This is a genomic window from Paenarthrobacter sp. TA1.8 (genome assembly GCF_048595705.1).
Classification (GTDB): Bacteria; Actinomycetota; Actinomycetes; order Actinomycetales; family Micrococcaceae; genus Arthrobacter; species Arthrobacter nitroguajacolicus.
Genome location: NZ_CP184287.1, coordinates 4,683,657 through 4,706,321 on the forward strand (window position 1 = coordinate 4,683,657; position 22,665 = coordinate 4,706,321).

The following is a 22,665-nucleotide window of genomic DNA, read 5'->3' on the forward strand; positions in this document are numbered from 1 at the left end:
CCGAGGACGCTATGCCAACGATGTCATCTGCCCGCCGCTCCCAATGGCCTGTCTGGCTCTGTTGGCTGGCCATGGTGCTGGACGGCTTCGACCTGGTGGTCCTGGGCACCGTCATCCCGACACTCATCAAGACCGGCGAGCTGGGCTTCGACGCAGTCGGAGCCACTTTCGCCGCCACCATCTCCTTGGTGGGCGTGGGCCTTGGCGCTCTGTTCATCGCGCCGCTCTCAGACAAATTCGGACGCCGTAAACTGCTGATCGCCTGCGTCGCAAGCTTCTCGCTGTTCACCATCGGAGTTGCCTTCGCCCCGAACGTCGCCGTCTTCTCGCTGCTTCGTATGCTGGCCGGGCTGGGCTTGGGCGCCTGCCTCCCCGCGGCCCTGGCATACATCAACGACTACGCTCCAGCCGGGTCCGCCGGCAAGTCCACCACCCGGACGATGACCGGGTACCACGTTGGCGCTGTAGCGACGGCACTCCTGGCCATTTTCATCGTTCCGAACTGGCGACTCATGTTTATCATCGGCGGTGTAGCCGGGCTGCTGCTCCTGCCCTTCCTGTGGGTCAAGCTGCCGGAATCGCTCCCCGAAGCAGCCTCCGCCAAGACCGGCCCCGCCAAGTCCAGCGAACTGCAGGCGAGTGACCCCGCCAACACAACAACCGCCGTCGAGCATTCAACGGGCACAAAACCAAAGACCGGCTTCCGCGACCTCCTGCAGAAGCCCTATCCCATGGTTGCCGTGGGCATTGGCATCGCATCGTTCATGGGGCTGCTGCTGGTTTACGGCCTGAACACGTGGCTGCCGCAGCTGATGGCGGCCGCCGGATACCCCGTGAGCACTGGCCTGACGCTGCTGCTTGTCCTGAACCTCGGTGCCGTCGCGGGCCTGTTCGTTGCCGGAATCCTGGCCGACAAACACGGGACAAAGAAGATCGTGCTGATGTGGTTCGGGTTGTCCGCGGTGTTCCTGGCAATTTTGAGCGTCAAGATCCCGAATGAGTTCCTCCTCAACGCTGCCGTGTTTGTCACCGGCGTTTTTGTCTTCAGCTCGCAGGTGCTGGTCTACGCCTGGGTCAGCCAGCTGTTCCCACCCCGGCTCCGCGGAACCGCGCTGGGATTCGCCGCAGGAGTGGGCCGGCTCGGCGCGATCGTTGGACCTGCAGTTACGGGAACCCTGGTCGCTGCGAACATTGCCTACCCTGCCGGTTTCTACGTGTTCGCTGCCGCCGGTGTGTTGGCCGTGGCCGCGCTGTTCCTCGTGCCGCATGAGGTCCGGACCGCCGACACCGGCGTCCTGGCTGAGCGCTGAACGGCACCTTGAGCGCTAAAAGCTAGTCCGGGGCGTGGAGCAGAGCGACTCCCGCGCCTTCCCCAGCAACTGCGGTCCTGCAGCAAAACAGCGGTCCGTCGAGTTTTGAAGCGCCGTGAACGCCTGAACGGCGGAATCAAAGTGGTCTTCGCGGATCATCATTTCCATGGCTCGGCACTGGCCCTCTGTTTCCAGGGCGCCAACCATGCCCGAGGCGATCTTGAGGCTCAGGATGGCGTCCATGCTCGCGTTGACGTCGTGCGTGGACAGGCCGCTGGAGATACTGCGAATCCGGTCAGGCAGCATGGACAGGTACGTAGAGAGAAAGCGGAGCACTGGCGTGGAATCTCCCAACTCGTCAGCCAGCGCCTGCAGCCTGCACGGTTCCAGTGTCATCGGCGCCGGCGTGGGGACCGGGTCCTCACTCACCGCTTGCTGCCTGAGGTGCTGCGGCGTCTTCCGGCGATGACTTGGTGGGCTCTTTAGTCCAGATGGAGCCGAGCATTCCGATGACCAGGATGGCGGGTGCGCCGTACATGAGGGTGTTCATGACGATCGGCTCGCGGAGGGCGCGGATGGCGTTGCCGACGTGCGGGATCGTGGCGATCTGCTTGTCCACGGTTTTGCCTTGGAGGGTGGCGATCCAGGGGTCGATGCCGTTATTGGCGTCGCCCTTGGTTTGCACCGCGAAGCCGCCGTCTGCGGTGGTGGTGATCTCTGTAATGCGGTGAGTTTCCACACGCTGGTCTTCGACGGGGATGTGGTAGGTGATGACGTCGCCTACTTTGATGTCCGCGACGGGCGTGGGGACGGTCACGACGACGTCTCCCGGCTTGATAAGCGGGGCCATGGACCCGGTCAGCATGGTTGAGGTCTGGTACCCGAAGACCCGCGGCCCGATGGCCAGGAAGAGGAACACCACGGCAGCAAGGACCAGCATGCCCACACCGATTCCCTTAACCACCTTGCCGGCAACCCGTCGAAGAGCACTCGGCTTGCCGCTGGCCGTAGTTGCGGCGGCAGGTTCCGGAGGAATCCCGACGGCGTTGGGCCGGGTCGCGGATGCGGACGTCACCGCGGTATCCGCCTCAGAAACTGGTGCTGCGGTTTCAATGGCCTGCGCGGCGGAACGCCGGCCCTGGACTGCGGGTTCGTTGATGCTGGTGATGGTGCTCATTGCCTGGCGTTCCTTTCGTTGTTGGGTAGGGCTTTACCGGCGGACCTGATCGGGCAGGGGGGCGCCCGACCAGGCCCGGCGGGGCTGTTGTGTTGCTGTGTCTATTTGGTGGTTTCGGTGCGTTGGGTGCCGGTGAAGGCGAAGGCGATGGTGGAGGTGGCGCCTTGGAAGTCGTTGTTCGCGGTGGTGGGGAACGCGGTGGTGACTTTGAGGTTGTCGGTTTTGGCCGAGGTCAGGGAGGTGAGGTTGTTCAGGACCTTGTTCGCTGCTATCACCGGTGAAGGGGCCACCACGGTGGTTTTGGTGCCGGTGCAGTTGTAGGGGGCTGCGGCGCCGGTCCAGGCTACGGAGCAGTTTTCGATGGTGAGCTGCAGGCCGTTGGTGACATCGGTGGTGAGCAGGGACGCGGTGGTCCCGGCGGAGGTGGTGAGGGTGACGTTGTTCAGGTCCGAGTTGCCGGTGTTGGCCAGGGTGACGAGCTTTTCGACCTTGTCGCCGGGCAGCAGGCCTGCGACGGGGACGTTGAGGGTGTTGGCCGGGCCGGGTGTTCCGAGGGCGATGGTCACCGTTCCGGCGGCGACTGCCTGGGAGGCGGAGGTGGAGGAGGTGAAGGCGCCGTAGGTGCCCATGCCTGCCACTGCGGCTGCGGTGCCGACCAGTGCGACGGACGCGAGGATCTTGCCGGAGGTGGTCTTGAGGCTGATGGCCATCTGAGTATGGTCCTTTCGGGAGGCCACCGTAGTCCGGCCGGCCGTTTCGTTTTCCAGCCTCTCTGGCTGACAAGAACTACTGTGCAGGGCCCGGATCAAGAACAAATCCTGCTCTTCCTCAGGAAATCATCAAGACTTTCAGCAGCCACACAGACCTCATGTGCAACACTTCTTGATGCACGCGAACGGCTGATGGGAGGGCACGACGAATGCCAATGTGGTTGCAGGCCTTGATGTGGGGAACTCTGGCCGGCGGTGCGCTGGTCCTCGGGGCGGGTATCGCATGGGTATGGAAAGTGCCGCCCAAAATCGTGTCCACAGTGATGGCCTTCGGCGCCGGGGTGTTGATCTCTGCCTTGGCTTTCGAACTGGTGGACGAAGCCGTGGAAGGCGGCGGGCTGCTCCCCACGGTCCTGGGCTTCCTCCTGGGCGCACTGATCTTTGTGGGCTCCAATGCCCTGCTTGCCCGCGCGGGAGCCAAACATCGCAAGCGCTCCGGCGGAGCTCAGCCCTCAGAAAAAGACTCCCCTGGAAGCGGCACTGCCATCGCAGTAGGTGCACTCATTGACGGCATTCCGGAATCGGTGGTTCTGGGGGTCGGCCTCCTCGCCGGAGGGGCAGTTAGTCCGGCCATGCTCGCCGCAGTCTTCATTTCGAATGTTCCGGAGGGCCTGTCCAGCACAGCAGGAATGAAGAAGGCCGGACGCAGCCCCGCATACGTCTTTGGCACGTGGGCCGGCATCGCGGTGTTCAGCGGGCTTGCCGCGCTCCTGGGGTACACCGCTCTGGAAAACGCTCCGGAGACCGTCATCGCGTTCATCACCGCCATCGCTGCAGGCGGAATCCTGGCCATGCTTGCCGACACCATGATTCCCGAGGCCTTTGAGGAGCACCACAACCTGACGGGACTGACGGCCGCCGTCGGATTCCTGAGCGCCTTTACAATTCACCACGTCGGCGGCTGAGCTGTCCGAAAGAGGCAGCCGGACGAGCGAACTGTCGCGGGCAAACTAGGGCAGCAGCCCAATCACGGGTAAGGCAATCGCCGTCGAGACGGCCATGGCCGCTGTATTGCCGATGACCGGATGGAAGCCGGCCGGCAACCGCGCGGAAATTGCCCTGGCCAGAGGCGGTGCGAGGACCGCACCCACCACGGCGCCGCCCACCATTCCCGTCCAGGAGCCGCCATACGCGAGGACTGCCGCAGGAGCCACTGACACCACGGACGCGTAGGTGGCCGCCCACCCGCCGTCGCGGTACCAGCCCCGCCACAGCGTGACGCCGATGGCCGAGGTCAACGCTTGGGCAAACAGTATGTGAGGGAGCAGGCCCGTCCCGTACGACGGCAGCGCCGGGTTCAGGACAAATGCCGCCGCCACAGCCAGGATCAAACAGGCGGCGGCGAGCTCGTTGGCGAAAAAATGCGTTTCAGTGAAGTCCTTGAGCACCCTGCGCGCAGCCCAGGCGGCGTCGCCAGCCAAGTTTCGGTTGAAGCTCGACGGCGGCAACTCTGGTTGCGTAGCCGGTCGCGGCTCCCGCAGGACAAGCCACGGCATCCGCCGGGCGGCCAGGAACGAGATGACCGAACCCACCGACATTGCGAGGACACCCCCAACCACGGGTGGCAGGCCGAGCGGTTCTGAGACGGTAACTATGAACAACAACGCCAAGGGTGTGGTGGTGGCCGCCCCCAGGACCGCGCCGGTGATGCAGGTCCGCCAACCCGCTCCGTACATCAGGACCAGGGCGGGCGCGACGCAAACGAAAGGCACAAACGTTGGCTGCCATCCGTCGTCGAGCATCCAGCCGAACACCAGGTTGGACAGAATCAAACTCATGGACGCGGATACCAGGACCCAAGGCCAAAGGCCCGTCCCATAGCCAAGCGAGCCCGCCCATTTCGCACCTCGTCGGCCAACCCACCACGCGACCGCGGCGCCCCCGAGTAGTCCGAGCGCTGCGAGATCGGACTTGTAGAACAGTGGCTCTGTCATGTCGCCCAGGAACCAGCGCACGGCGCCCAACGGGGTGTCAACGGCGTCTTGCGACCATCCCGCGTAGCCGGGACCACTCCGCGGCGAATGCTGAGCCAGCGTGTGAAGGAGAAGCGCGAATACACCGACGACGGCCACCATTCCGAAGGCTCCCAAGGCGGTGCCGGCGGCGCTGTGTTCGACGCTGGGTTCGACGCTGGGTTCGGGCGAAGGTTTGGGCGAACTTCCCGTCTGCGGGATGGCGTGGTCAGCTGCAAAAGAGTGCGTCATTGGTGGCCCTATGCGTGCGGAGTGGCGTGGCTTTGAGCAGCGTAACCGACCCCTGGATGTCATCAGCAGTCGTCCAGCTACGGGAGAATTGTGACCGACGGGCTGGTGCACGCCGGGTTCTGACCAGTGACCGCATTGCGGGCCACCCGTCGTCGAGTCCTAAAAGCACGCACTCACCCGTACCGCGGTCCCCCGGCTGCTCCCAGAGAACGTGAGGCCCCGCCCATCACTCACTCTAAGGGGAGCACCCCAAGGGTGCCACGGGATTGGGGGCCCGCCTGTTCATCGACCAAGCACTCGGCTACTCGGCCGGATAGCCCTCTAAAACGCAGCGAAAAGGCCCCGACCCTGCAGAAACTGCAGCAGCGTCGGGGCCTCTTGGTGTTCAGGCAGTTATGCCCTCTTGCGCGTGACCAGTCCCCAGATAATGAGGACCAGCAGTGCGCCGCCGATCGCGAGCAGCCAGGTGGACAGCGACCAGAACTCGTTGATGCCCACCTTGAAGAGCGCGCTGCCGATCCAACCACCCAGAACGGCGCCCACGACGCCGAGGAGGATCGTGGTGATCCAGCCGCCACCCTGCTTACCGGGCATGATGGCCTTTGCAATGGCGCCGGCAATCAAACCCAAAATAATCCAACCGATGATTCCCATTTTTCATTCTCTCTTTCATAAGGAGGCCCCAGTTCGGCATAAGGACGCATGCCGCTATCTGCCTGATTGTTGGCTACCAGCTGAGCCGTCGGAGCATGCCGACAGCTTGGCTGGCAGACGGCCTGCCGGCAGGGTCGGGGTCTGTCATGGCATGAAGCACCATGGACCAGCGCCGCCGCACCGTGCCGGGAATTCGGGGTTCCCCCAGAGTCCTTGCCACCATGGACTCGAGGGGAGGGCCTGGGAACGCTTTGGTTCCGGTCAGGCATTCGAGTGCAACCAGGCCCAGCGAGTAGATGTCGCTGGCGGTTGTGGACGTTCCGCCGCATACCTCTTCGGGGCTGAGGTAATGCGGTGTGCCCGAGGAAGAGTTGGGCGCCGCGTGGCGTCCGTTGAGGGCAATTCCGAAGTCCGCCAGTTTCGCGATTCCAAGAGCGCGCGGGTCGGACGCGAAGTCCACCAGGATGTTGCCGGGCTTGATGTCGTTGTGGACGATTCCCCTGCGATGGACATGGGCCAGGGCGCGGGCAATATCGGTCATCCAGGCCGCCGTTTGCTCCGGGGAGGCGGGATTATCCTGCAGGAACCCACGCAGGTCCTTGCCGCCTACCAGCTCCATCACGACGAAGCTGCGGCTTTTCTGGCTGCCGACGCCCCCGGCACCTGGCGTGTGGCCGGCCCTTGGCGTGTCGCCGGCGCTTGGCGTGTCGCCGGCGCTTGGCGTGTCCCCCGAGTCGAGGACCCTGACGATATTCCTGTGCCGCAACCGTCCATGGATTTCCAGCTCCCGCCGAAAGGGGGCGTTGTCCATGGAGTCCGTTGACCTGAAAATTTTCACCGCTACCGATTTGCCTGAGAGCAGGTCCCGGGCCTCGTTGACATACGCTTCCGAACCTCCACCCAGCTGGGCGCCGAGTCGGTAGCGTCCTCCAAGCACCACCTCGGGGTGCACCTCGTTGGCAGCTACTGCGTGGTGGTCAGCTACTGTCCCACGATCAGCTCCGGCGCCGTGCCGATCAATTCCAGCGGCCCCGCGATCAGCGCGGACAGCCGCCCGTTCAAGGAGCGTCACTGAAGGAGGGATTCGACTTCGGTGGCAGGCACTCCGGTCAGGTCGGCCAGAGCGCGAGGATCGACACCGCCGTCGACCGCCTTTTTGAACGCCAGCTCGAGGGTGTTCTGGGCCACGGCGAGCTCATGCTGCAGGCTCTGCCGGCGGAGAGCCGCGATCCAGACACCGCTGACGGGGTCCAGTGCGTCAATATCCATGCGAAAGCCGCAACCGCAGGCCCACTCCGGCCAGATCGGCTCTACAGAAACCCACTGCATGGAGTCGTAGGATGGTCCGGCGGAGATAGCCATATGGGAACCGCAGTGCACGGGTCCCTGGGGGATAGCCTGTTCCGTGACAATGTCCACGGTATTTTCAGCCACTGGTGTGGAGCTTGGTTCACGCAGCGCGACTGTCATCGTTCTCTCCCACACATTCCCTAGTAAGTAGCTTGGCTATCTAGTTATATGTGTACTTACTACTTAAGTCCAGCCGGGACTAGATGGCAACGGCGTCAATCGCTTCTCTCATACGCCTAAGAAAGTCCACCACCACCGCAGACTCCTGAGCACTAAGGGTGTCCGCCACCTCCATCATTCGGGCATGCATATCGCCCAAAGTGCTGCGGACCTCCTGGTCCGATCCTGGAGTTGGTCGGAGAATGAGCGCTCGTCGATCGGCAGGATTTGGCTCCCGGGTGACATAGCCCGACCTGACCAACCGGTCCACCAGCGAGGTCATGGAAGCGGAAGTAATCCCCAAGCGGACAGTCAATTCCTTGGGCCCCACATCCCGGCCTGCGCGCTCGGCCTCCAGCAAATAGCGGAGCGCCATGAGGTCCGTTTCGCCCATCCCCATGGAAGCCTGGGTTCGGCGCCGCATGTCGGCTTCGGCCGATCGGTAGTCCCTGAGTGCATTCAGGACGTCCACGGCACCCATCTGCTTGCGGCTCTCCAAGCCGTACCAATAGCCCTGTCGTTCACTTTTATCGCTCATCAACAATCCTCTGGTAGACATGTATCTCGATTGTCTAACCAGTTGATCCTAGGTGATATGACGAGGCGATGCGGACCGAACCTCTGGGCATCAGAGCTTATGCACCCGGGCCACTCGCCCGCAGACGCCCCCAAACAGCAGGAGCCACTACGACCGCCACTCCGACGGCGGCACCAATGACGGTTTCGATGATGCGGTCACGGAGCAGCAAAGCCGGATCAACCGGCGCGGCCAACAGCGTGGCAATCAAGGCCAGCGGCGTCACGAAAACCTGCGCCACCAGATACTGGCGCGCGATGAACATCTCCGCCCCGAACTGGCACGCAGCAATGACCAAGACCATGGCCCACGGTGCAGGGTTGAGCCAGAGAATGCCGGCCAGCAGCGCCAGTCCGATCACGGTTCCCGCGATCCTTTGGATGCCACGACTGACCCTGTGACGCGTCGAGTGGCCCACCAACGGAACCACGGCCGCCACCATGGCCCAGTAGGTGTGCCCGAACCCGAGTCGCTCCCCAACCAACGTTGCGATGGTCCCCGCCAGGCCTGCTGCAACGAGATAACCACCGCCCTCAAGCCAGATCGCCCGGCGCTCAGCTGCGGTGTGACGGATGCGCGGAGGCCGTTTCCACGGTGTCCGGTGGCTTCTGAGCACGCGCGAAGACATGCCGATGAGCAAGCAAAAGACTGTGGTCCCCACCGCCACCAGCATTGCTTCCCAGAGGGGAGGTTGCGCGGCGATGGAGGCAATGGCAGCGAAGGCAAAAATGTGAAAGAGCGAGCCGCCGGGCCGGAGCCGCCAAGCGGCCACCACCACGGAGCAGACACCGGCCACCACAGTGGTGGCAGCCGTCAGGAGCCAGGAATAAGCTGCACCTTCCATGCCCGCGGCCTGCGCAAAACGGGCCATGAGTGTGGCCAGAAGAACGATCAAAAGCATGAAACCGCCGGCGCGCAACTGGCTCCGGAAACGCACGCTGTGGGGTTCGTTCCGGCCATAAATCCCCGTGAACGCACCGAAGGAGGCGAACACTGCCAGGTCCAGTCGACCCAGCAGGGTCAAGGTAATCAGCGGAACAAACACACCTACTGCGCAGCGGAGTGCGGGATGGTGGTCCTTGTTCCCAGGACCCATCGTGAACATTTCCGCTACAGCCTTCAAGTGGCAGCTCGCCTTTCGTCGCAGGATCAAACGTACGACGGCGGCGCTGGCGTCCGCTTCAAGGTTACGCCCGGGTTTTAGGGCTTCCCCGGTATTAGGTACAGATAGTGCCCCTCATCACTTATGCGAGGGGCACTGCCTGCGGACAAATTCCTGAGATCAGAAGCCGGACGGGACTCCTGGTACCGACGAGGTGCCAAGCGCGTTGCCGGCGACGTCAGTCAGGCCCGAGGCGGGGGTGTAAGTCGGGAAGATAGTGGTCGAAGTAAGGGTCGCCCCTCCAGCGCTCCCTCCACCCAAAGTGACGGTGAGTGTTTGGGATGTCGAGCTCCAGTGCAAAATGCCGCCGCTGTTAGCTGTATTGAAGCTCAAATTGCTCGATGTGTAGTCTCCTCCTAGAGCAACCGAGCCTACTCTGAGCACCGGGCAACTATTGGTGGTCACGGTGAGAGCGTCGTTGGCACTGACATTCACCACAACCCGGTTGTTCCCGTTGCCGCTCACAGTTTGGGTGCTGGCGGGGCTGGTCCAGGTACTGCAGATGGTGCTGGCCTTGAGCGGCTCGGAGAATGTCAGCGTTACGTAATCGCCTGCCTCAACCTTGCCGGCCGTGGCTCCGCCGTTGTTCAACCGAACCCCGGTCACCGTCGGTGCAGTCACGTCCTTCGTGGAATCTGCCGTACCTGCAGGGCTGGTGTTGCCGGCTGCATCCGTTGCACGGGCTGAGTAATTGATATTTCCTTCGTTGAAGGCGCTCATGTTCAGGAGTGGTGCCGTCCAGTTTCCGGACCCATTAGCCGTCATGGTTGCCGTCAAAGGCTGGGCCCCGGCACCAGTGACCGTGAGCACCACGGTTGAACCGGGTTCGGCGGTGCCGCTGACGGGAACGTTGTCCACATTGCTGGAATACACGTACACAGGAGCAGTGATAACAGGAGCTCCAGGCGCAGTGGCATCCACGGCCGTCGCGGCGCTCCGCGTGCTTTCCGCGCCTTGCCATGCCGATAGCAACGGCGTGACCGTGTAGTACCAGGTGCCGGTAGGAACATTGCTGTCCGCGCAAATAAGAGCGGCGACTGTTCCAGTACACGTGCCTGCCGCAGCGATCCTGGTACCCGCCGTCGCCGTGGCGTAGCGGGCGATGCTGTAGCCGGTCACGGACCGTCCTGCCGCCGTCGTACTGGCTGCCCAGGTGACCGTCACGTTGCCCCCGGAAACAGCGGTGACGGGTTTGGATCCTTGGGCTACGGTGTCCGCCTTGGCGGCTCCGGGGCCCCCGCTGATCGAGCCCCAGAAGGCGGTGGCGGCCGGCCCTCCCCATGAGACGAGGAGAATACCTGCCACGATCACGGCAATTCTGTTCCAGAGGCCAAAAGTGGCCCCTGGGCCCGTTGACCGGCGATGCTTGCTCACTTCCGAACCTCCAGCGTCACGGGAACGTTGAACTGGGCGCCCTGGCAGGCAGATAGCGAACCCACGCTCATACTGGCCGTCCCTTGGAGCGTCAAAAGGATGGAGGTATTCGCCTGGATGGTTACCGGTGGCGTCAACGGTGTTGGCGGGGGCGTAAACGTCACCCCGGTGGTGGTGCACCCGGGGTGTGCGGCATCGGCAGTCACGGGACCATTCGCCGCAATGCCGTAGATGGTGACGGCGTGGGCGTTGAGATTGGTGGCACGGAGAATGACATCGGCAGTTCCGCCGGGGACCAAGCTGGTTTGCAGGGTATCGCCCGGGACCAGGGCGTCCACCGTGACTGCCTGCATGGTGCCATTCGTTGCTGATCCGCTTCCGGTGCCCGTCGAAGCCCAGTAAGCGTAAGCGGTCCCTGCGCCGCCCAGGATGCAGAGGGCAACGGTGGCAGCGGCTGTACGGGCCAGCCGTCCATTGCCGGGAATGCGGGGAGTTTGGACTGTCGCAGTCATGTCAGTTCGCCTGTCCCGTGCCTGAGTACGTGAGCTTGAGGGTCGCGCCTTTGCAACCGTCTTGGAGCTGGGCGGTGTCGAGCATCTGGATCCGGGGCCACGCCGATTGGGAAACACCCAGGGCCGACAATGAGCGGGTGCCCGGCACCACGGTCAACGGATACTGGCCGGAGTATTGGCCGAGTTTGTAGTCGGCAGTGCTGCAGGGCAGGTTGGCAGCGACTGCGGTGGGGGTTCTGACCACTTGGCTGATAGCCACGGTCAGGTTGGTTACCGCGATGCTTTTGTTGCTCCGGTTGGAAATCTGCAGGTCCAGAGGCCTGGAGACTCCGGGAGCCAGCATGCCGTCAACCGAGCCGGAAACATCGAAAGTCCGTTTGGCTTCCAGCACGTGCAGTTGCGCCTGCGATGACGCCTGGGTTGTTCCGCTTGTTGCCTTCAGCGTGAAGCCAGTCTTTCCTGCAGGGGTGTTAGGGGCCGTGGTCACGGTCAGGGTCGCCTGGGCTGTGCTGCCGGAGGAGAGGACCACCGACGACGGTTGCCACGCGGCCGCCGTTCCTGTTGGAAGGCCGACGACGGAGAAAGTCACCTGACCGGTGAAGCCTCCGACCGATGAGGCAGCCACCGTGTAGCTGGCAGATTGCCCCTGGTCCACGGTGCGGCTGGAGGGAGACAGCGTCACCGTGATCCCTTTGGGTACATTGGCCGCATTCGCCACGGCGTTGTCCTGCCCACCGCTGGCTGCCAGCGTCACCATGGGCATGAGCGCCACCGCCAGCACCAGGAACAACGCCCGTAGTGGAAGGCCGGCGCTGTGCAACGGGCCGGTCAGGTGCGGTGACGCGGCGCGCTTTGGTCGGGGGTCCATGGAGGCTCTTTTCAGGCGATGACGTGCAGGCAACGGGGACGGCCGGGCCGGGGACCTCCACTCGCAAGGTGGTCCCCGGCGCGGCAGGTGCTACAGGCTGGTGACGTTGACCGTCACCACTGCGCCCTTGCAGGCGTCCTGGTTGACCGTTGTGCTGTCGTTGAACTTCAGGATGCCGCTGCCCACGGAGGTCCCGGTGGAATTTGCTGCCACGGGGGTGTTGGTGGTGACAGCAGTGACCTCGAACCAGGCCGGAAGACAGGCCTCCACATTGGTGGTGACGTTGGCGCTGAGGGCCCCCACCACGGTGCTGGAGGTTGTCGCGTTGTCTGCCGAGTAGGCCACATTCACCTGATTGCCCGGAGCGAGCCCGCCGTCAAACGCAGCGTGGAGGGTGACGGTTCCGCCGCCAGCCGCATTGGTGGCCTCGCCGCTGCCCGAACCCGTGGTGGTCCAGTAGGCGTAGGCAGCTCCGCCGCCAACTGCCACCAGTGCCACGCCGGCGACTGCTGCTGTGATCCGACTCTTCTTGGAAAGCTTGCGCATGATAAGACTCCTTGGTTGATCTACGTCCCGGGGAGCCGCATCGCAACCCCCAGCATCCGATCGGTGTTGTCGGATGAAGCGATGCCCCAATAGTTCAACCAAGCGCGGAGCCGTGGCTACTCTTGGATGTACCCCACTTTTCCGCCCGACCGAGGGGTCGGGAATACGCTCATCCCACAGGCGAGTACTCAGTTTTCGGCAGGGGTCTACTTGGGTGCCGACCAGTTTCCGCAGTCAGGACAGGCCGTGTGTACTCAGTTTCGGAGAGGCGGCTTCAGGGCGCTTGCGGAGCCAAAAGAGCCGGACATGACCGGCTCTCCTGGTGCACTGCGCGAACATTGTGCCTGTCTTGAGCAAAAACTGCGCTTGCGTTCGATTGCTTCGGTTTCATTACCTAACGCTGCGGCACTTAACCCCCGACGCCGGCCAGTCACCTCAGAGAGGCAACCAACCGCCGTCGTACTACTGCCCCAATGCCGCCGGTAGGGACGATTTCACCACGAGTGGGGAGCATGAGGAGTCCTTATACTGCTGTGCGTGGTGCTTAGCCGTGGGCGGCGAGGATGGTGGAGGCTTCCTGGCGGGTGGTGCCGGAGGACTCGATGTGGGCCAGGGCGGCCGGGATTTCCCAGCCCTTCTTCCGCATCGCGGTGGCCCACAAACGCCCTGCCCGGTAGGAGGAGCGCACCAACGGGCCGGACATGACGCCGAGGAACCCGATCTCTTCGGCCTCGTGCTGGAGGTCCACGAACTCCTGCGGCTTGACCCACCGGTCCACCGGCAAGTGCCGCTCGGACGGGCGCAGGTACTGGGTGATCGTGATCAGGTCGCACCCGGCAGCGTGCAGATCCCGCAGCGCTTCGGAGATTTCCTCGCGGGTCTCGCCCATGCCCAGGATCAGGTTGGACTTGGTCACCATGCCCAAATCCCGGCCTTGGGTGATGACATCGAGGGACCGCTCGTACCGGAACGCCGGACGGATCCGCTTGAAAATCCTCGGCACGGTCTCGACGTTGTGCGCGAATACCTCGGGCTTTGAATCACAGATCGCCGCGATGTGCTCGGGCTTGCCGGAGAAATCAGGGATCAGCAACTCCACCCCGGTGCCCGGGTTCAGTTCATGGATCTTGCGGACCGTTTCGGCGTACAACCACACACCCTCATCGGCCAGGTCATCACGGGCCACCCCGGTCACGGTCGCGTAGCGCAGCTGCATCGCCTGCACGCTCCGGGCCACCTTGGTGGGTTCGAACATGTCCACCGGGGAGGGTTTGCCGGTGTCGATCTGGCAGAAATCACAGCGCCGGGTGCACTCGGACCCGCCGATCAGGAACGTCGCTTCCTTGTCTTCCCAGCACTCAAAAATGTTCGGGCAGCCGGCCTCTTCACACACCGTGTGCAGGCCTTCCTTCTTCACCAGGTTCTTGAGCTGGACGAACTCCGGCCCCATCTGGACCTTGGCCTTGATCCACTCAGGCTTACGTTCAACCGGGACCGCCGAGTTACGCTGCTCAACGCGCAGCAACTTACGGCCTTCAGGTGCGAGTGTCATGAGTTTCTTCCTTGTTGGTTGTTTCATTTTGTCCGTTGCCAGGCCCGCTATGCGCCCTTCAAGGGCGTTCAATCGCGCTAAGCAGGCCCCGCAACGAAGGTAAGTGTCAGCATTCGACGACGTTGACGGCGAGGCCGCCCATCGCGGTTTCCTTGTACTTGGAGGACATGTCCTTGCCCGTCTCACGCATGGTCACGATCACCTCATCCAACGACACCCGGTGCGTCCCATCACCCCACAACGCCATCTTCGCCGCGTTGATCGCCTTCGCCGCCGCAATCGCGTTCCGCTCAATACACGGAATCTGCACCAACCCCCCGATCGGATCACACGTCAACCCCAGATTGTGCTCCATCGCGATCTCCGCAGCGTTCTCCACCTGACCCGGCGTACCACCCATCACCTCAGCCAACCCAGCAGCAGCCATCGACGACGCCGAACCCACCTCACCCTGACAACCAACCTCAGCCCCCGAAATGGACGCCTGCTCCTTATACAACACACCCACCGCACCCGCAGTGAGCAGGAACTTCACCACCACATCGTCCTTATCGGCCTGCGTAGCCTTGTCCATCCCCGGCGCATAATTCAACGCGTAATACAGCACCGCCGGAATGATCCCCGCAGCACCATTGGTCGGCGCCGTCACCACCCGACCACCAGAAGCGTTCTCCTCATTGACCGCCAACGCGATCAGGTTCACCCACTCCTGCCAATACTTCGGATCGTTCCGGTCCTTGTCCTCCTTCAGCAACCGCTCCAACCAATCAGGAGAACGACGACGAACCTTCAAACCACCGGGCAACACACCCTCACGCTTCAAACTCGTTTCAACACAGGCCTCCATCACGGACCAAATATGCAGCAAACCCTCCCGGATCTCCTCCTCGGACCGGGACGCACGCTCATTAATGAACATAATGTCGCTGATCCCCAACCCCTTCGAGGAGCACCGACCCAGCAACTCCGCCGCCGTCCTGAACGGCAACGGCAACTCCTTCTTCGACTCCTCGAGTTCCTCCCGGGCCGCATCTTCCTCACCCTCCCGGACAATGAACCCACCACCGACCGAAAAGAACGTCGCCTCCCGCAGCACATTCCCACCAGCATCAGAGACAGCAAACTTCATCCCATTCGTATGCCGCGGCAACACCGTCAACGGATGCAAGATCATGTCCTCAACCGCGTAGTCGAGGAGCGTATCGCCGGAAAGGTTGAGCTTTCCCGTCTCAGCAATGGAAGCCAGCCGCTCCTCCACCTCGTCAGGAAGGATCTCCTCAGGGTCGAACCCCTCAAGTCCAAGCAAGACGGCCGTGAAAGTTCCGTGTCCCCTGCCCGTGGCAGCCAGGGAACCGTACAGGTCAACCCGCAACCCGGCAACGGATTCGAGCACTCCGGACTCACGCAACTCCCGGGCAAACACAGCCCCGGCGCGCATCGGCCCAACAGTGTGAGAGCTCGACGGGCCAATACCCACAGAGAACAGATCAAAGACCCCAACGGCCATGGTTTTTCCTAACTAAATGTGTGTGGTCGGGATGAGTGGGCTGGGTTGGCAGTGGTCCCCCTCCGCCGTTTCGTGGGTTCCCAGCGAAACATGCCGTGCGCACGGCACGTTCCGCTGCCAACCCCCGAATCGGACCAGGACACCCCACGCTCCCAAACCAACCCGTCGCCTACGGAACACCCCCACGCTCCCAAACCAACCCGTCGCCTACGGAACACCCCCACGCTCCCAAACCAACCCGGCGCCTACGGAACACCCCCACGCTCCCAAACCAACCCGGCGCCTACGGAACACCCCCGGCAGCCAGACCTAGTCACAACAAGCGAACCCGGCGGTCCTGTCGCTAACGGCAACCCGAGAGCTGCCCCCTTGGGGTCGGCATCCAGGGCTGCCAACCCAAGAGCTGCCCCGTCGAGTCCGGGCTCCGGCAGCATGCGTCTAAGGGAGCGTCACGTCCGCCCAGCGGGCGTCTACGCGACCGAGCATGCAGAGGAGGCCGGACTCGACGGGCGAACCGAGCATGCAGAGGATGTCCCGGTCGACGAGCCAGAAGACACCGATCAGCCGAGGTTCGAGACACCCGGGTACAGCGGATGCGCCTTCGCAAGCACATCAACACGGTGCCGCAGCCCGGAAAGGTCCGCATCGGCGTCGGCAACCAGTACTTCGGCGATGATGTCGGCAACTTCGCGGAACGCTTCTTCGCCGAACCCGCGGGTAGCCAGGGCCGGGGTGCCGATGCGCAGGCCGGAGGTGACCATGGGCGGGCGGGGGTCGAAGGGGACGGCGTTGCGGTTGACGGTGATGTCGATCTCGGCGAGGCGGTCTTCGGCTTGCTGGCCGTCGAGTTCGCAGTTGCGGAGGTCTACGAGGACCAGGTGTACATCCGTGCCGCCGGAGACCACACTGATGCCCTTGGCTGCAACGTCGGGCTGGATCAGTCGCTCGGCGAGGATCCGCGCACCGGCAAGGACACGCTCCTGACGCTCGCGGAACTCTTCGGAACCGGCGATTTTGAACGCGACGGCCTTCCCGGCGATGACGTGCTCCAGCGGGCCGCCTTGCTGGCCGGGGAACACGGCCGAGTTGATCTTCTTGGCGATGTCGGCGTCGTTGGAGAGGATGATGCCGCCTCGCGGACCGGCGAGGGTTTTGTGCGTGGTGGACGTGGTGACGTGGGCGTGCGGGACCGGTGACGGGTGAAGGCCTGCAGCAACCAGACCGGCGAAGTGGGCCATGTCCACCATGAGGTAGGCACCCACGGAGTCGGCGATCCGGCGGAACTCGGCGAAGTCCAGCTGCCGCGCGTAAGCGGACCAGCCTGCGACGATCAGTGCCGGTTTGTGCTCCTGCGCCAGGCGCTCAACCTCGGCCATGTCCACGGTGTGCGTGTCCTCGCGGACGCCGTAGGGAACCACGTTGTAGAGCTTGCCCGAGAAGTTGATCCGCATGCCGTGGGTCAAGTGGCCGCCGTGGGCCAGGTTGAGGCCCATGATGGTGTCGCCCGGCTTGATGAGGGCGTGCATCACGGAGGCGTTGGCCTGTGCGCCGGAGTGCGGCTGGACGTTGGCGAACTCGGCACCGAACAGGGCCTTGATGCGATCAATCGCGAGCTGCTCGATCACATCAACGTGCTCGCAGCCGCCGTAGTAACGCTTGCCCGGGTAACCCTCGGCGTACTTGTTGGTCAGCACCGATCCCTGAGCCTGCATGACTGCAACGGCCGTGTGGTTCTCCGAGGCGATCATTTCCAGGCCGTCGCGCTGGCGACCCAGTTCGTCGTCGATCTTTGCAGCGGTCTCTGGATCCAGCTCGGACAGCTGCGCGTCCAACGAAGCCGACACGACCTGCTGAAAGTCAGTTACAGATACCGGGTTCACAGTTCTCCTCCGTTTGTTGCAGCGTATTCTTCGGCCGACATGAGCGGTCCTTCTTCGGTGGCGGCCACCTTGAACAGCCAGCCTGCGCCGTAGGGATCGTTGTTGATGAGTGCCGGATCGCTGACAACGGCGTCGTTGATCTCGGTGACCTCACCGGTAACAGGCGAGTACAGGTCCGAGACCGACTTGGTCGATTCCACCTCGCCACACGTCTCGCCAGCGGTCACAGTGGAACCAACCTCAGGGAGGTCCACGTACACAATGTCACCCAGGGCGTCAGCGGCGACGGCGGAAATCCCAATACCTACGGCCCCGTCCCCATCAACGGCAACCCACTCGTGCTCAGCCGAGTACTTCAGCTCGGCAACTACTTTGCTCATTCCAATTCCTCACTTCTCGTGTGTCTAAAAATGTTCGTGGTCACGGTGACACTTGGGTTGGGTGCCGGACACCGAATTCCTCCGCGTGCTGCTCCTTCGTCGCTTTGACGCACGCTTCCGGAATCCGCTGTCCGCCTGCCGGCCGTCACCGTTGTGCCGCTCGCCTTTTGAGGAGCAGCGAACCGAGGCTTGGAACCCGCCTTTCAGCAGGTTGCCTCGGTCTCCTGGTTCCGTGCGCAAGGCGAGCCGCCGGTCCCTTTCGGGTTTGGCCTCCGGCAGCATGCGTCTAAGGGAGCGTCGCGTCCGCTCAGCGGGCGCTTTCGCGACCGAGCATGCAGAGGAGGTCAAAGCCGACGGGACCTACTTAACCCGCCGCTCAGCGGGCGCTTCTGCGACCGAGCCCGCGGAGGATGTCACTCTCACCGGGACCTACTTTTGGCGCTTGTAGAACGGCAGGCCTACCACTTCGAAGGGTTCGGCTTTGCCGCGGAGGTCGACGTCCACGATGGTGCCCGGCTCGGAATGCTCGACGTCGACGTACGCCAAGGCAATTGGGTAGCCGAGCGTCGGGCTGGGCTGGCCGGACGTGACTTCGCCGATGAGCGAACCGTCTTTCAGCACCGAGTAGTGGGCGCGGGCGGCGCGGCGTCCGGTGCCTTTGAGGCCCACGAGCTTCTGTCCAAGAGCCGAGCCGACGCCGGCGGCCTTGATGGCGGTGAGCGCATCGCGGCCGATGAAGTCGCTTTCCTTGGCCAGGGAAACTACTGGGCCCAGTCCCGCCGCGTAGGCGTTGACGTGGCGGGAGAGCTCGTTGCCGTACAGGGGCATTCCGGCTTCCAAGCGCAGGGAGTCGCGCGCAGCGAGGCCGGCGGGGATGAGCCCGTGGTCTTCGCCTGCTTCGAGCAGTGCTTCCCAGAGACCGGCGGCGTCGACGTTCGGGACGTAGATCTCGAAGCCGTCCTCGCCGGTGTATCCGGTGCGGGCCAGCAGCAGGTCCTGTCCGTTGATGGAGACCTCAACCGCCGCGTAGTACTTCAGCTCCGTGACCAGCGCGTGCTGCTCCGCGGGGACCAGCTTCAGAAGGATGGCTTCGGCGTTCGGGCCCTGCACGGCGATGAGTGAAGTCTCAGCGGAAGCGTCCTCCACCACGACGTCGAAGCCGGCCGCCCGCTCCAGCAGTGCCGCAGCAACCGCCTTCGCGTTGCCCGCGTTGGGGACCACCAGATACTTGTCGATGCCTTCTTCGGGAGCGGGCCGACGGTAAGAAATGAGGTCGTCGATGATGCCGCCGTCGGTGTTGCAGATGAGCGAGTACTTCGCTTTGCCCACGGCGACAGCGGACAGCTTGCCCACGAGTGCGTAATCCAGGAAAGCAGCAGCATCCGGGCCGCTGACCCAAACTTCGCCCATGTGGGAGAGGTCGAACAGGCCCGCAGACTTGCGGACAGCGTGGTGTTCGGCGAGCTCGGACTCGTACTTCAGGGGCATCTGCCAGCCGCCGAAGTCGGTGAACGATGCACCGGCCTTTTTGTGCTGCTCGTAAAGAGCTGTGTAATTCTCAGACATGACGGGAGTCCTTAGTTTTCGAAGTCTTCAAGCGGAGGGCAGGAGCACACCAGGTTGCGGTCGCCTGCGGCGCCGTCGATTCGGCCGACCGGCGGGAAGTACTTGTCCTGCTTCAGGTGGTGGACGGGGAACGCTGCCTGCTCCCGCGGGTAGTCGCGGTCCCAGCCGGAACTTACGACGGCGGCAGCCGTGTGCGGTGCGTTGCGCAGCGGCGACTTCTCAACAGTGAAATCACCGCTGGCCACCTGCTCGATCTCCGCACGGATGGTGATCATGGCTTCGATGAAACGGTCGATCTCGGCCAGGTCCTCGGACTCGGTGGGTTCCACCATCAAGGTGCCGGCGACCGGGAACGCCAACGTGGGGGCGTGGAAGCCGAAGTCGATCAGGCGCTTGGCTACGTCCTCAGCCGTGACGCCCGTGCGGGCGGTCAGCTCACGTAGGTCCAGGATGCACTCGTGGGCCACGAGTCCGCCCTCGCCCGTGTACAAAACCGGGAAGTGCTCATCCAGGCGGGAAGCAACGTAATTGGCTGCCAACAAAGCCGATTTGGTGGCTTCCGTCAGTCCTTGGCCGCCCATGAGCTTCACATATGCCCACGAAATCGGCAGCACACCAGCCGAGCCATAACGCGAAGCCGAGATCGCAACGCCGCGCCCCTCCTCATGCGCCGCTTTGTTCGCGTCGCCAGGCATGAACGGAGCCAAGTGGGCTTTCGCAGCAACCGGGCCAACACCCGGTCCACCGCCGCCGTGAGGGATGCAGAAGGTTTTGTGCAGGTTCAGGTGGGACACGTCGCCGCCGAACTTGCCCGGCTGGGCCAAACCAACCAGCGCATTCAAGTTGGCACCGTCAACGTACACCTGGCCGCCGGCTGCGTGGATCGCGTCGCAGACCTCGCGGACGTCGGCGTCGTACACACCGTGCGTGGACGGGTAGGTGATCATGATGGCCGACAAAACCTCGCGGTGGGCCTCGATTTTCGCAGCGAGATCCGCGTGATCGATCGTGCCGTCGGCAGCCGTCGCCACCACAACCACCTTCATGCCCGCCAGCACAGCCGAGGCCGCGTTGGTGCCGTGGGCTGATGCCGGGATCAAGCAAACAGTGCGCTGCTCATCGCCGCGGGACAGGTGGTAACCGCGGATCGCGAGCAAGCCTGCGAGCTCGCCCTGGGAACCGGCATTCGGCTGGATAGAGACTTGGTCGTAGCCGGTGATCTCGGTGAGGTCCGCTTCCAGGTCCTCGATCAGCTCGCGCCAACCCGCGGTCTGGTGGTCCGGAGCGAACGGGTGGATGGAGGCGAACTCCGGCCAGGAAATCGCCTCCATTTCAGCGGTGGCGTTCAGCTTCATGGTGCACGAACCCAGCGGGATCATGGTGCGGTCCAGTGCGAGGTCCCGGTCCGACAGCTTGCGGATATAGCGCAACAGCTGCGTCTCGGAACGGTGCGTGTTGAACACCGGGTGCTGCAGGAAATCGGATGTCCGGACTACGTCAGCGGGCAATTCGAATCCGGTAACGTCCCCTACCGGACCGGCACCGAAGGCGACGGCTACCGCGGAGAGGATCTCCGGCGTCGTGGTTTCATCAATGGAGACGCCCACGGTGTCCGCATCGATGAGGCGCAGGTTGATGCCGCGGGCTTCGGCGGCGGCGATGACCTTGTCTGCCTTGCCTGGGACACGGACAGTGAGGGTGTCGAAGAAGGCCTCGGAGACGAGTTCGCGGCCGGCCTTCTGCAGGGTCGCAGCCAAAACGCGGGCGTGGCCGTGGACGGTTTCGGCGATTGCTTTCAGGCCTTCCGGGCCGTGGTAGACGGCGTACATCGAGGCTACGATCGCGAGCAGTGCCTGCGCGGTGCAGATGTTGGACGTCGCCTTCTCGCGACGGATGTGCTGCTCGCGGGTCTGGAGGGCCAGGCGGTAAGCAGGGACGCCGGCGTTGTCCTTGGAAACACCAACGATGCGGCCCGGCAGCGTGCGCTCCATGCCTTCGCGGACGGCCATGTAGGCAGCGTGCGGGCCGCCGAAGAACAGTGGAACGCCGAAGCGCTGCGCAGTTCCGACGGCGATGTCCGCACCTTGCTCGCCCGGGGGCGTGATGAGGGTGAGCGCCAGCAAATCCGCGGCCACCGTGACCAGCGCGCCGCGTTCTTTGGCCGCCGCGACGACGCCGGAGTGATCGAACACGCGCCCGGAAACGCCGGGTTGCTGCAGGACGATGCCGTTGATATCGCCGTCGGGAAGTCCAGCCGAAAGATCAGCGATCTCAACCTCGAAGCCCAACGCCTCGGCGCGTCCCTTCACAATGGCAATGGTCTGCGGGAGGAGGTCAGCGTCCAGAACGGTCTTGCCGTCCTTGGCGGTCTTGGACTTGTTGGCGCGGCGCATCAGCAGCACGGCCTCAGCCACGGCAGTTGCTTCGTCCAGCAACGAGGCATTGGCTACGGGAAGTCCCGTGAGGTCCTGCACCATGGTCTGGAAGTTGAGCAGTGCCTCAAGCCGGCCTTGGGAAATCTCGGGCTGGTACGGCGTGTAGGCCGTGTACCATGCCGGAGCTTCCAGGATGTTCCGGCGGATCACCGGGGGCGTGACGGTGTCGTAGTAGCCCTGGCCGATCATCTGCACAGCGGTCTTGTTCTTGGAGGCGAGCTTGCGGAGCTCGGCGAGGACCTGCACCTCAGTGAGGGCGTCCTGCAGCTTCAGGGCAGTGTCCTGGCGAATGGAATCGGGAACGGCGACGTCTACCAAGCCGTCGACAGAGTCGTAGCCGATGGCCTTGAGCATGGTGTCAACGTCGGCTTGGCGGCGGGCGCCGATGTGCCGGTCCGCGAAGGCGGTGGGGGTTGATTGAACAGTCAAGAGGAACTCCATGATTCAGGCGCCCAGTGAGCGCCACGATGATGTGGGGTTCCTCCCCGCTCTGTATTGGACCTGAGAGATTCCGCAGGAATGGTTGCCTGCTTGCACCGTCGGTGAGCCCGGTTACCCGGACTGCTTTCCAGAGTTGCCTAACCGCGGCGGTACATGGGCCTGAGAGATTCCTGGGGAGGATTTGCTCCTACGGCGCCTGACTGGATGTACCGGCAGGACTCTCCCGCCGCAGATCAAAAGC

The 22,665-nt window shown here is 63.6% G+C and carries 21 protein-coding genes and 1 riboswitch; of the genes, 2 read left to right on the plus strand and 19 right to left on the minus strand.

Features of this window, described 5'->3' with window-relative positions; translation table 11 throughout:
- The first annotated feature begins 11 nt into the window (after positions 1-11).
- Positions 12-1,310, plus strand: coding sequence for an MFS transporter (locus ACNAOT_RS21835; RefSeq protein ID WP_420179385.1), 1,299 nt, complete (start codon positions 12-14; stop codon positions 1,308-1,310).
- 15 nt (positions 1,311-1,325) lie between these two features.
- Here the strand turns inward: ACNAOT_RS21835 and ACNAOT_RS21840 are convergent, their stop codons facing one another.
- The 3 genes from ACNAOT_RS21840 to ACNAOT_RS21850 form a co-directional block, all read right to left on the minus strand.
- Positions 1,326-1,739 carry an Hpt domain-containing protein gene (locus tag ACNAOT_RS21840; RefSeq protein WP_420179386.1) on the minus strand — a complete coding sequence of 138 codons (414 nt, stop codon included), beginning with the start codon at positions 1,737-1,739 and terminating at the stop codon, positions 1,326-1,328.
- Positions 1,732-2,487, minus strand: a complete 756-nt coding sequence (locus ACNAOT_RS21845) for a signal peptidase I (RefSeq protein WP_420179387.1) — start codon at positions 2,485-2,487, stop codon at positions 1,732-1,734. The genes ACNAOT_RS21840 and ACNAOT_RS21845 overlap by 8 nt, the downstream gene beginning before the upstream one ends.
- Positions 2,488-2,588: 101 nt before the next feature.
- Complete coding sequence (locus tag ACNAOT_RS21850; RefSeq protein WP_420179388.1) at positions 2,589-3,197, minus strand: TasA family protein; 609 nt, start codon at positions 3,195-3,197, stop codon at positions 2,589-2,591.
- A gap of 209 nt (positions 3,198-3,406) precedes the next feature.
- Here ACNAOT_RS21850 and ACNAOT_RS21855 point away from each other — a divergent pair, with 209 nt between their 5' ends.
- Positions 3,407-4,162, plus strand: coding sequence for a ZIP family metal transporter (locus ACNAOT_RS21855; RefSeq protein ID WP_178993995.1), 756 nt, complete (start codon positions 3,407-3,409; stop codon positions 4,160-4,162).
- 45 nt (positions 4,163-4,207) lie between these two features.
- Here ACNAOT_RS21855 and ACNAOT_RS21860 read toward each other — a convergent pair whose 3' ends face one another.
- From ACNAOT_RS21860 to gcvP, 16 genes are all read right to left on the minus strand, one after another.
- The gene (locus ACNAOT_RS21860; RefSeq protein ID WP_420179389.1) at positions 4,208-5,461 is read right to left on the minus strand and encodes a hypothetical protein; all 1,254 of its coding nucleotides are present in this window, start codon (positions 5,459-5,461) and stop codon (positions 4,208-4,210) included.
- A gap of 393 nt (positions 5,462-5,854) precedes the next feature.
- Complete coding sequence (locus ACNAOT_RS21865) at positions 5,855-6,115, minus strand: GlsB/YeaQ/YmgE family stress response membrane protein (RefSeq protein WP_420179390.1); 261 nt, start codon at positions 6,113-6,115, stop codon at positions 5,855-5,857.
- A gap of 73 nt (positions 6,116-6,188) precedes the next feature.
- Positions 6,189-7,187, minus strand: coding sequence for a serine/threonine-protein kinase (locus tag ACNAOT_RS21870; RefSeq protein ID WP_420179391.1), 999 nt, complete (start codon positions 7,185-7,187; stop codon positions 6,189-6,191).
- Positions 7,184-7,585 carry a hypothetical protein gene (locus tag ACNAOT_RS21875; RefSeq protein ID WP_420179392.1) on the minus strand — a complete coding sequence of 134 codons (402 nt, stop codon included), beginning with the start codon at positions 7,583-7,585 and terminating at the stop codon, positions 7,184-7,186. The genes ACNAOT_RS21870 and ACNAOT_RS21875 overlap by 4 nt, the downstream gene beginning before the upstream one ends.
- A 79-nt stretch (positions 7,586-7,664) precedes the next feature.
- On the minus strand, positions 7,665-8,162 hold the full coding sequence (locus tag ACNAOT_RS21880; protein ID WP_420179393.1) for a MarR family winged helix-turn-helix transcriptional regulator: 498 nt from the start codon (positions 8,160-8,162) through the stop codon (positions 7,665-7,667).
- Between the two features lie 97 nt (positions 8,163-8,259).
- Positions 8,260-9,324: an FUSC family protein gene (locus ACNAOT_RS21885; protein WP_420179394.1), complete on the minus strand. Its 1,065-nt coding sequence runs from the start codon at positions 9,322-9,324 to the stop codon at positions 8,260-8,262.
- Positions 9,325-9,483: 159 nt separating this feature from the next.
- Positions 9,484-10,737 carry a hypothetical protein gene (locus tag ACNAOT_RS21890; RefSeq protein WP_420179395.1) on the minus strand — a complete coding sequence of 418 codons (1,254 nt, stop codon included), beginning with the start codon at positions 10,735-10,737 and terminating at the stop codon, positions 9,484-9,486.
- A complete protein-coding gene (locus tag ACNAOT_RS21895) occupies positions 10,734-11,249 on the minus strand; it encodes a hypothetical protein (protein ID WP_420179396.1) in 516 nt (171 codons plus the stop codon). Before ACNAOT_RS21895 ends, ACNAOT_RS21890 begins: the two co-directional genes overlap by 4 nt.
- 1 nt (position 11,250) lies before the next feature.
- Complete coding sequence (locus ACNAOT_RS21900; RefSeq protein ID WP_420179397.1) at positions 11,251-12,117, minus strand: hypothetical protein; 867 nt, start codon at positions 12,115-12,117, stop codon at positions 11,251-11,253.
- A 90-nt stretch (positions 12,118-12,207) separates the two neighbouring features.
- Positions 12,208-12,663 (minus strand): hypothetical protein, encoded by a 456-nt coding sequence (locus ACNAOT_RS21905; protein WP_420179399.1) that lies wholly within the window; start codon positions 12,661-12,663, stop codon positions 12,208-12,210.
- A gap of 544 nt (positions 12,664-13,207) precedes the next feature.
- Entirely contained in the window at positions 13,208-14,215 is a 1,008-nt protein-coding gene (gene lipA / locus ACNAOT_RS21910) for a lipoyl synthase (protein WP_011774451.1), read from the minus strand.
- Between the two features lie 106 nt (positions 14,216-14,321).
- Positions 14,322-15,722 (minus strand): L-serine ammonia-lyase, encoded by a 1,401-nt coding sequence (locus ACNAOT_RS21915; RefSeq protein ID WP_420179400.1) that lies wholly within the window; start codon positions 15,720-15,722, stop codon positions 14,322-14,324.
- A 560-nt stretch (positions 15,723-16,282) separates the two neighbouring features.
- Positions 16,283-17,602: a serine hydroxymethyltransferase gene (gene glyA, locus ACNAOT_RS21920; protein ID WP_420179401.1), complete on the minus strand. Its 1,320-nt coding sequence runs from the start codon at positions 17,600-17,602 to the stop codon at positions 16,283-16,285.
- Complete coding sequence (gene gcvH / locus ACNAOT_RS21925; protein ID WP_420179402.1) at positions 17,599-17,982, minus strand: glycine cleavage system protein GcvH; 384 nt, start codon at positions 17,980-17,982, stop codon at positions 17,599-17,601. The genes glyA and gcvH overlap by 4 nt, the downstream gene beginning before the upstream one ends.
- A 429-nt stretch (positions 17,983-18,411) precedes the next feature.
- Positions 18,412-19,548, minus strand: coding sequence for a glycine cleavage system aminomethyltransferase GcvT (gcvT, locus tag ACNAOT_RS21930; RefSeq protein ID WP_420179403.1), 1,137 nt, complete (start codon positions 19,546-19,548; stop codon positions 18,412-18,414).
- A gap of 11 nt (positions 19,549-19,559) precedes the next feature.
- Positions 19,560-22,424: an aminomethyl-transferring glycine dehydrogenase gene (gene gcvP, locus ACNAOT_RS21935; RefSeq protein WP_420179404.1), complete on the minus strand. Its 2,865-nt coding sequence runs from the start codon at positions 22,422-22,424 to the stop codon at positions 19,560-19,562.
- A 137-nt stretch (positions 22,425-22,561) separates the two neighbouring features.
- A riboswitch (glycine riboswitch) is annotated at positions 22,562-22,660 on the minus strand.
- Between the last annotated feature and the right edge of the window lie 5 nt (positions 22,661-22,665).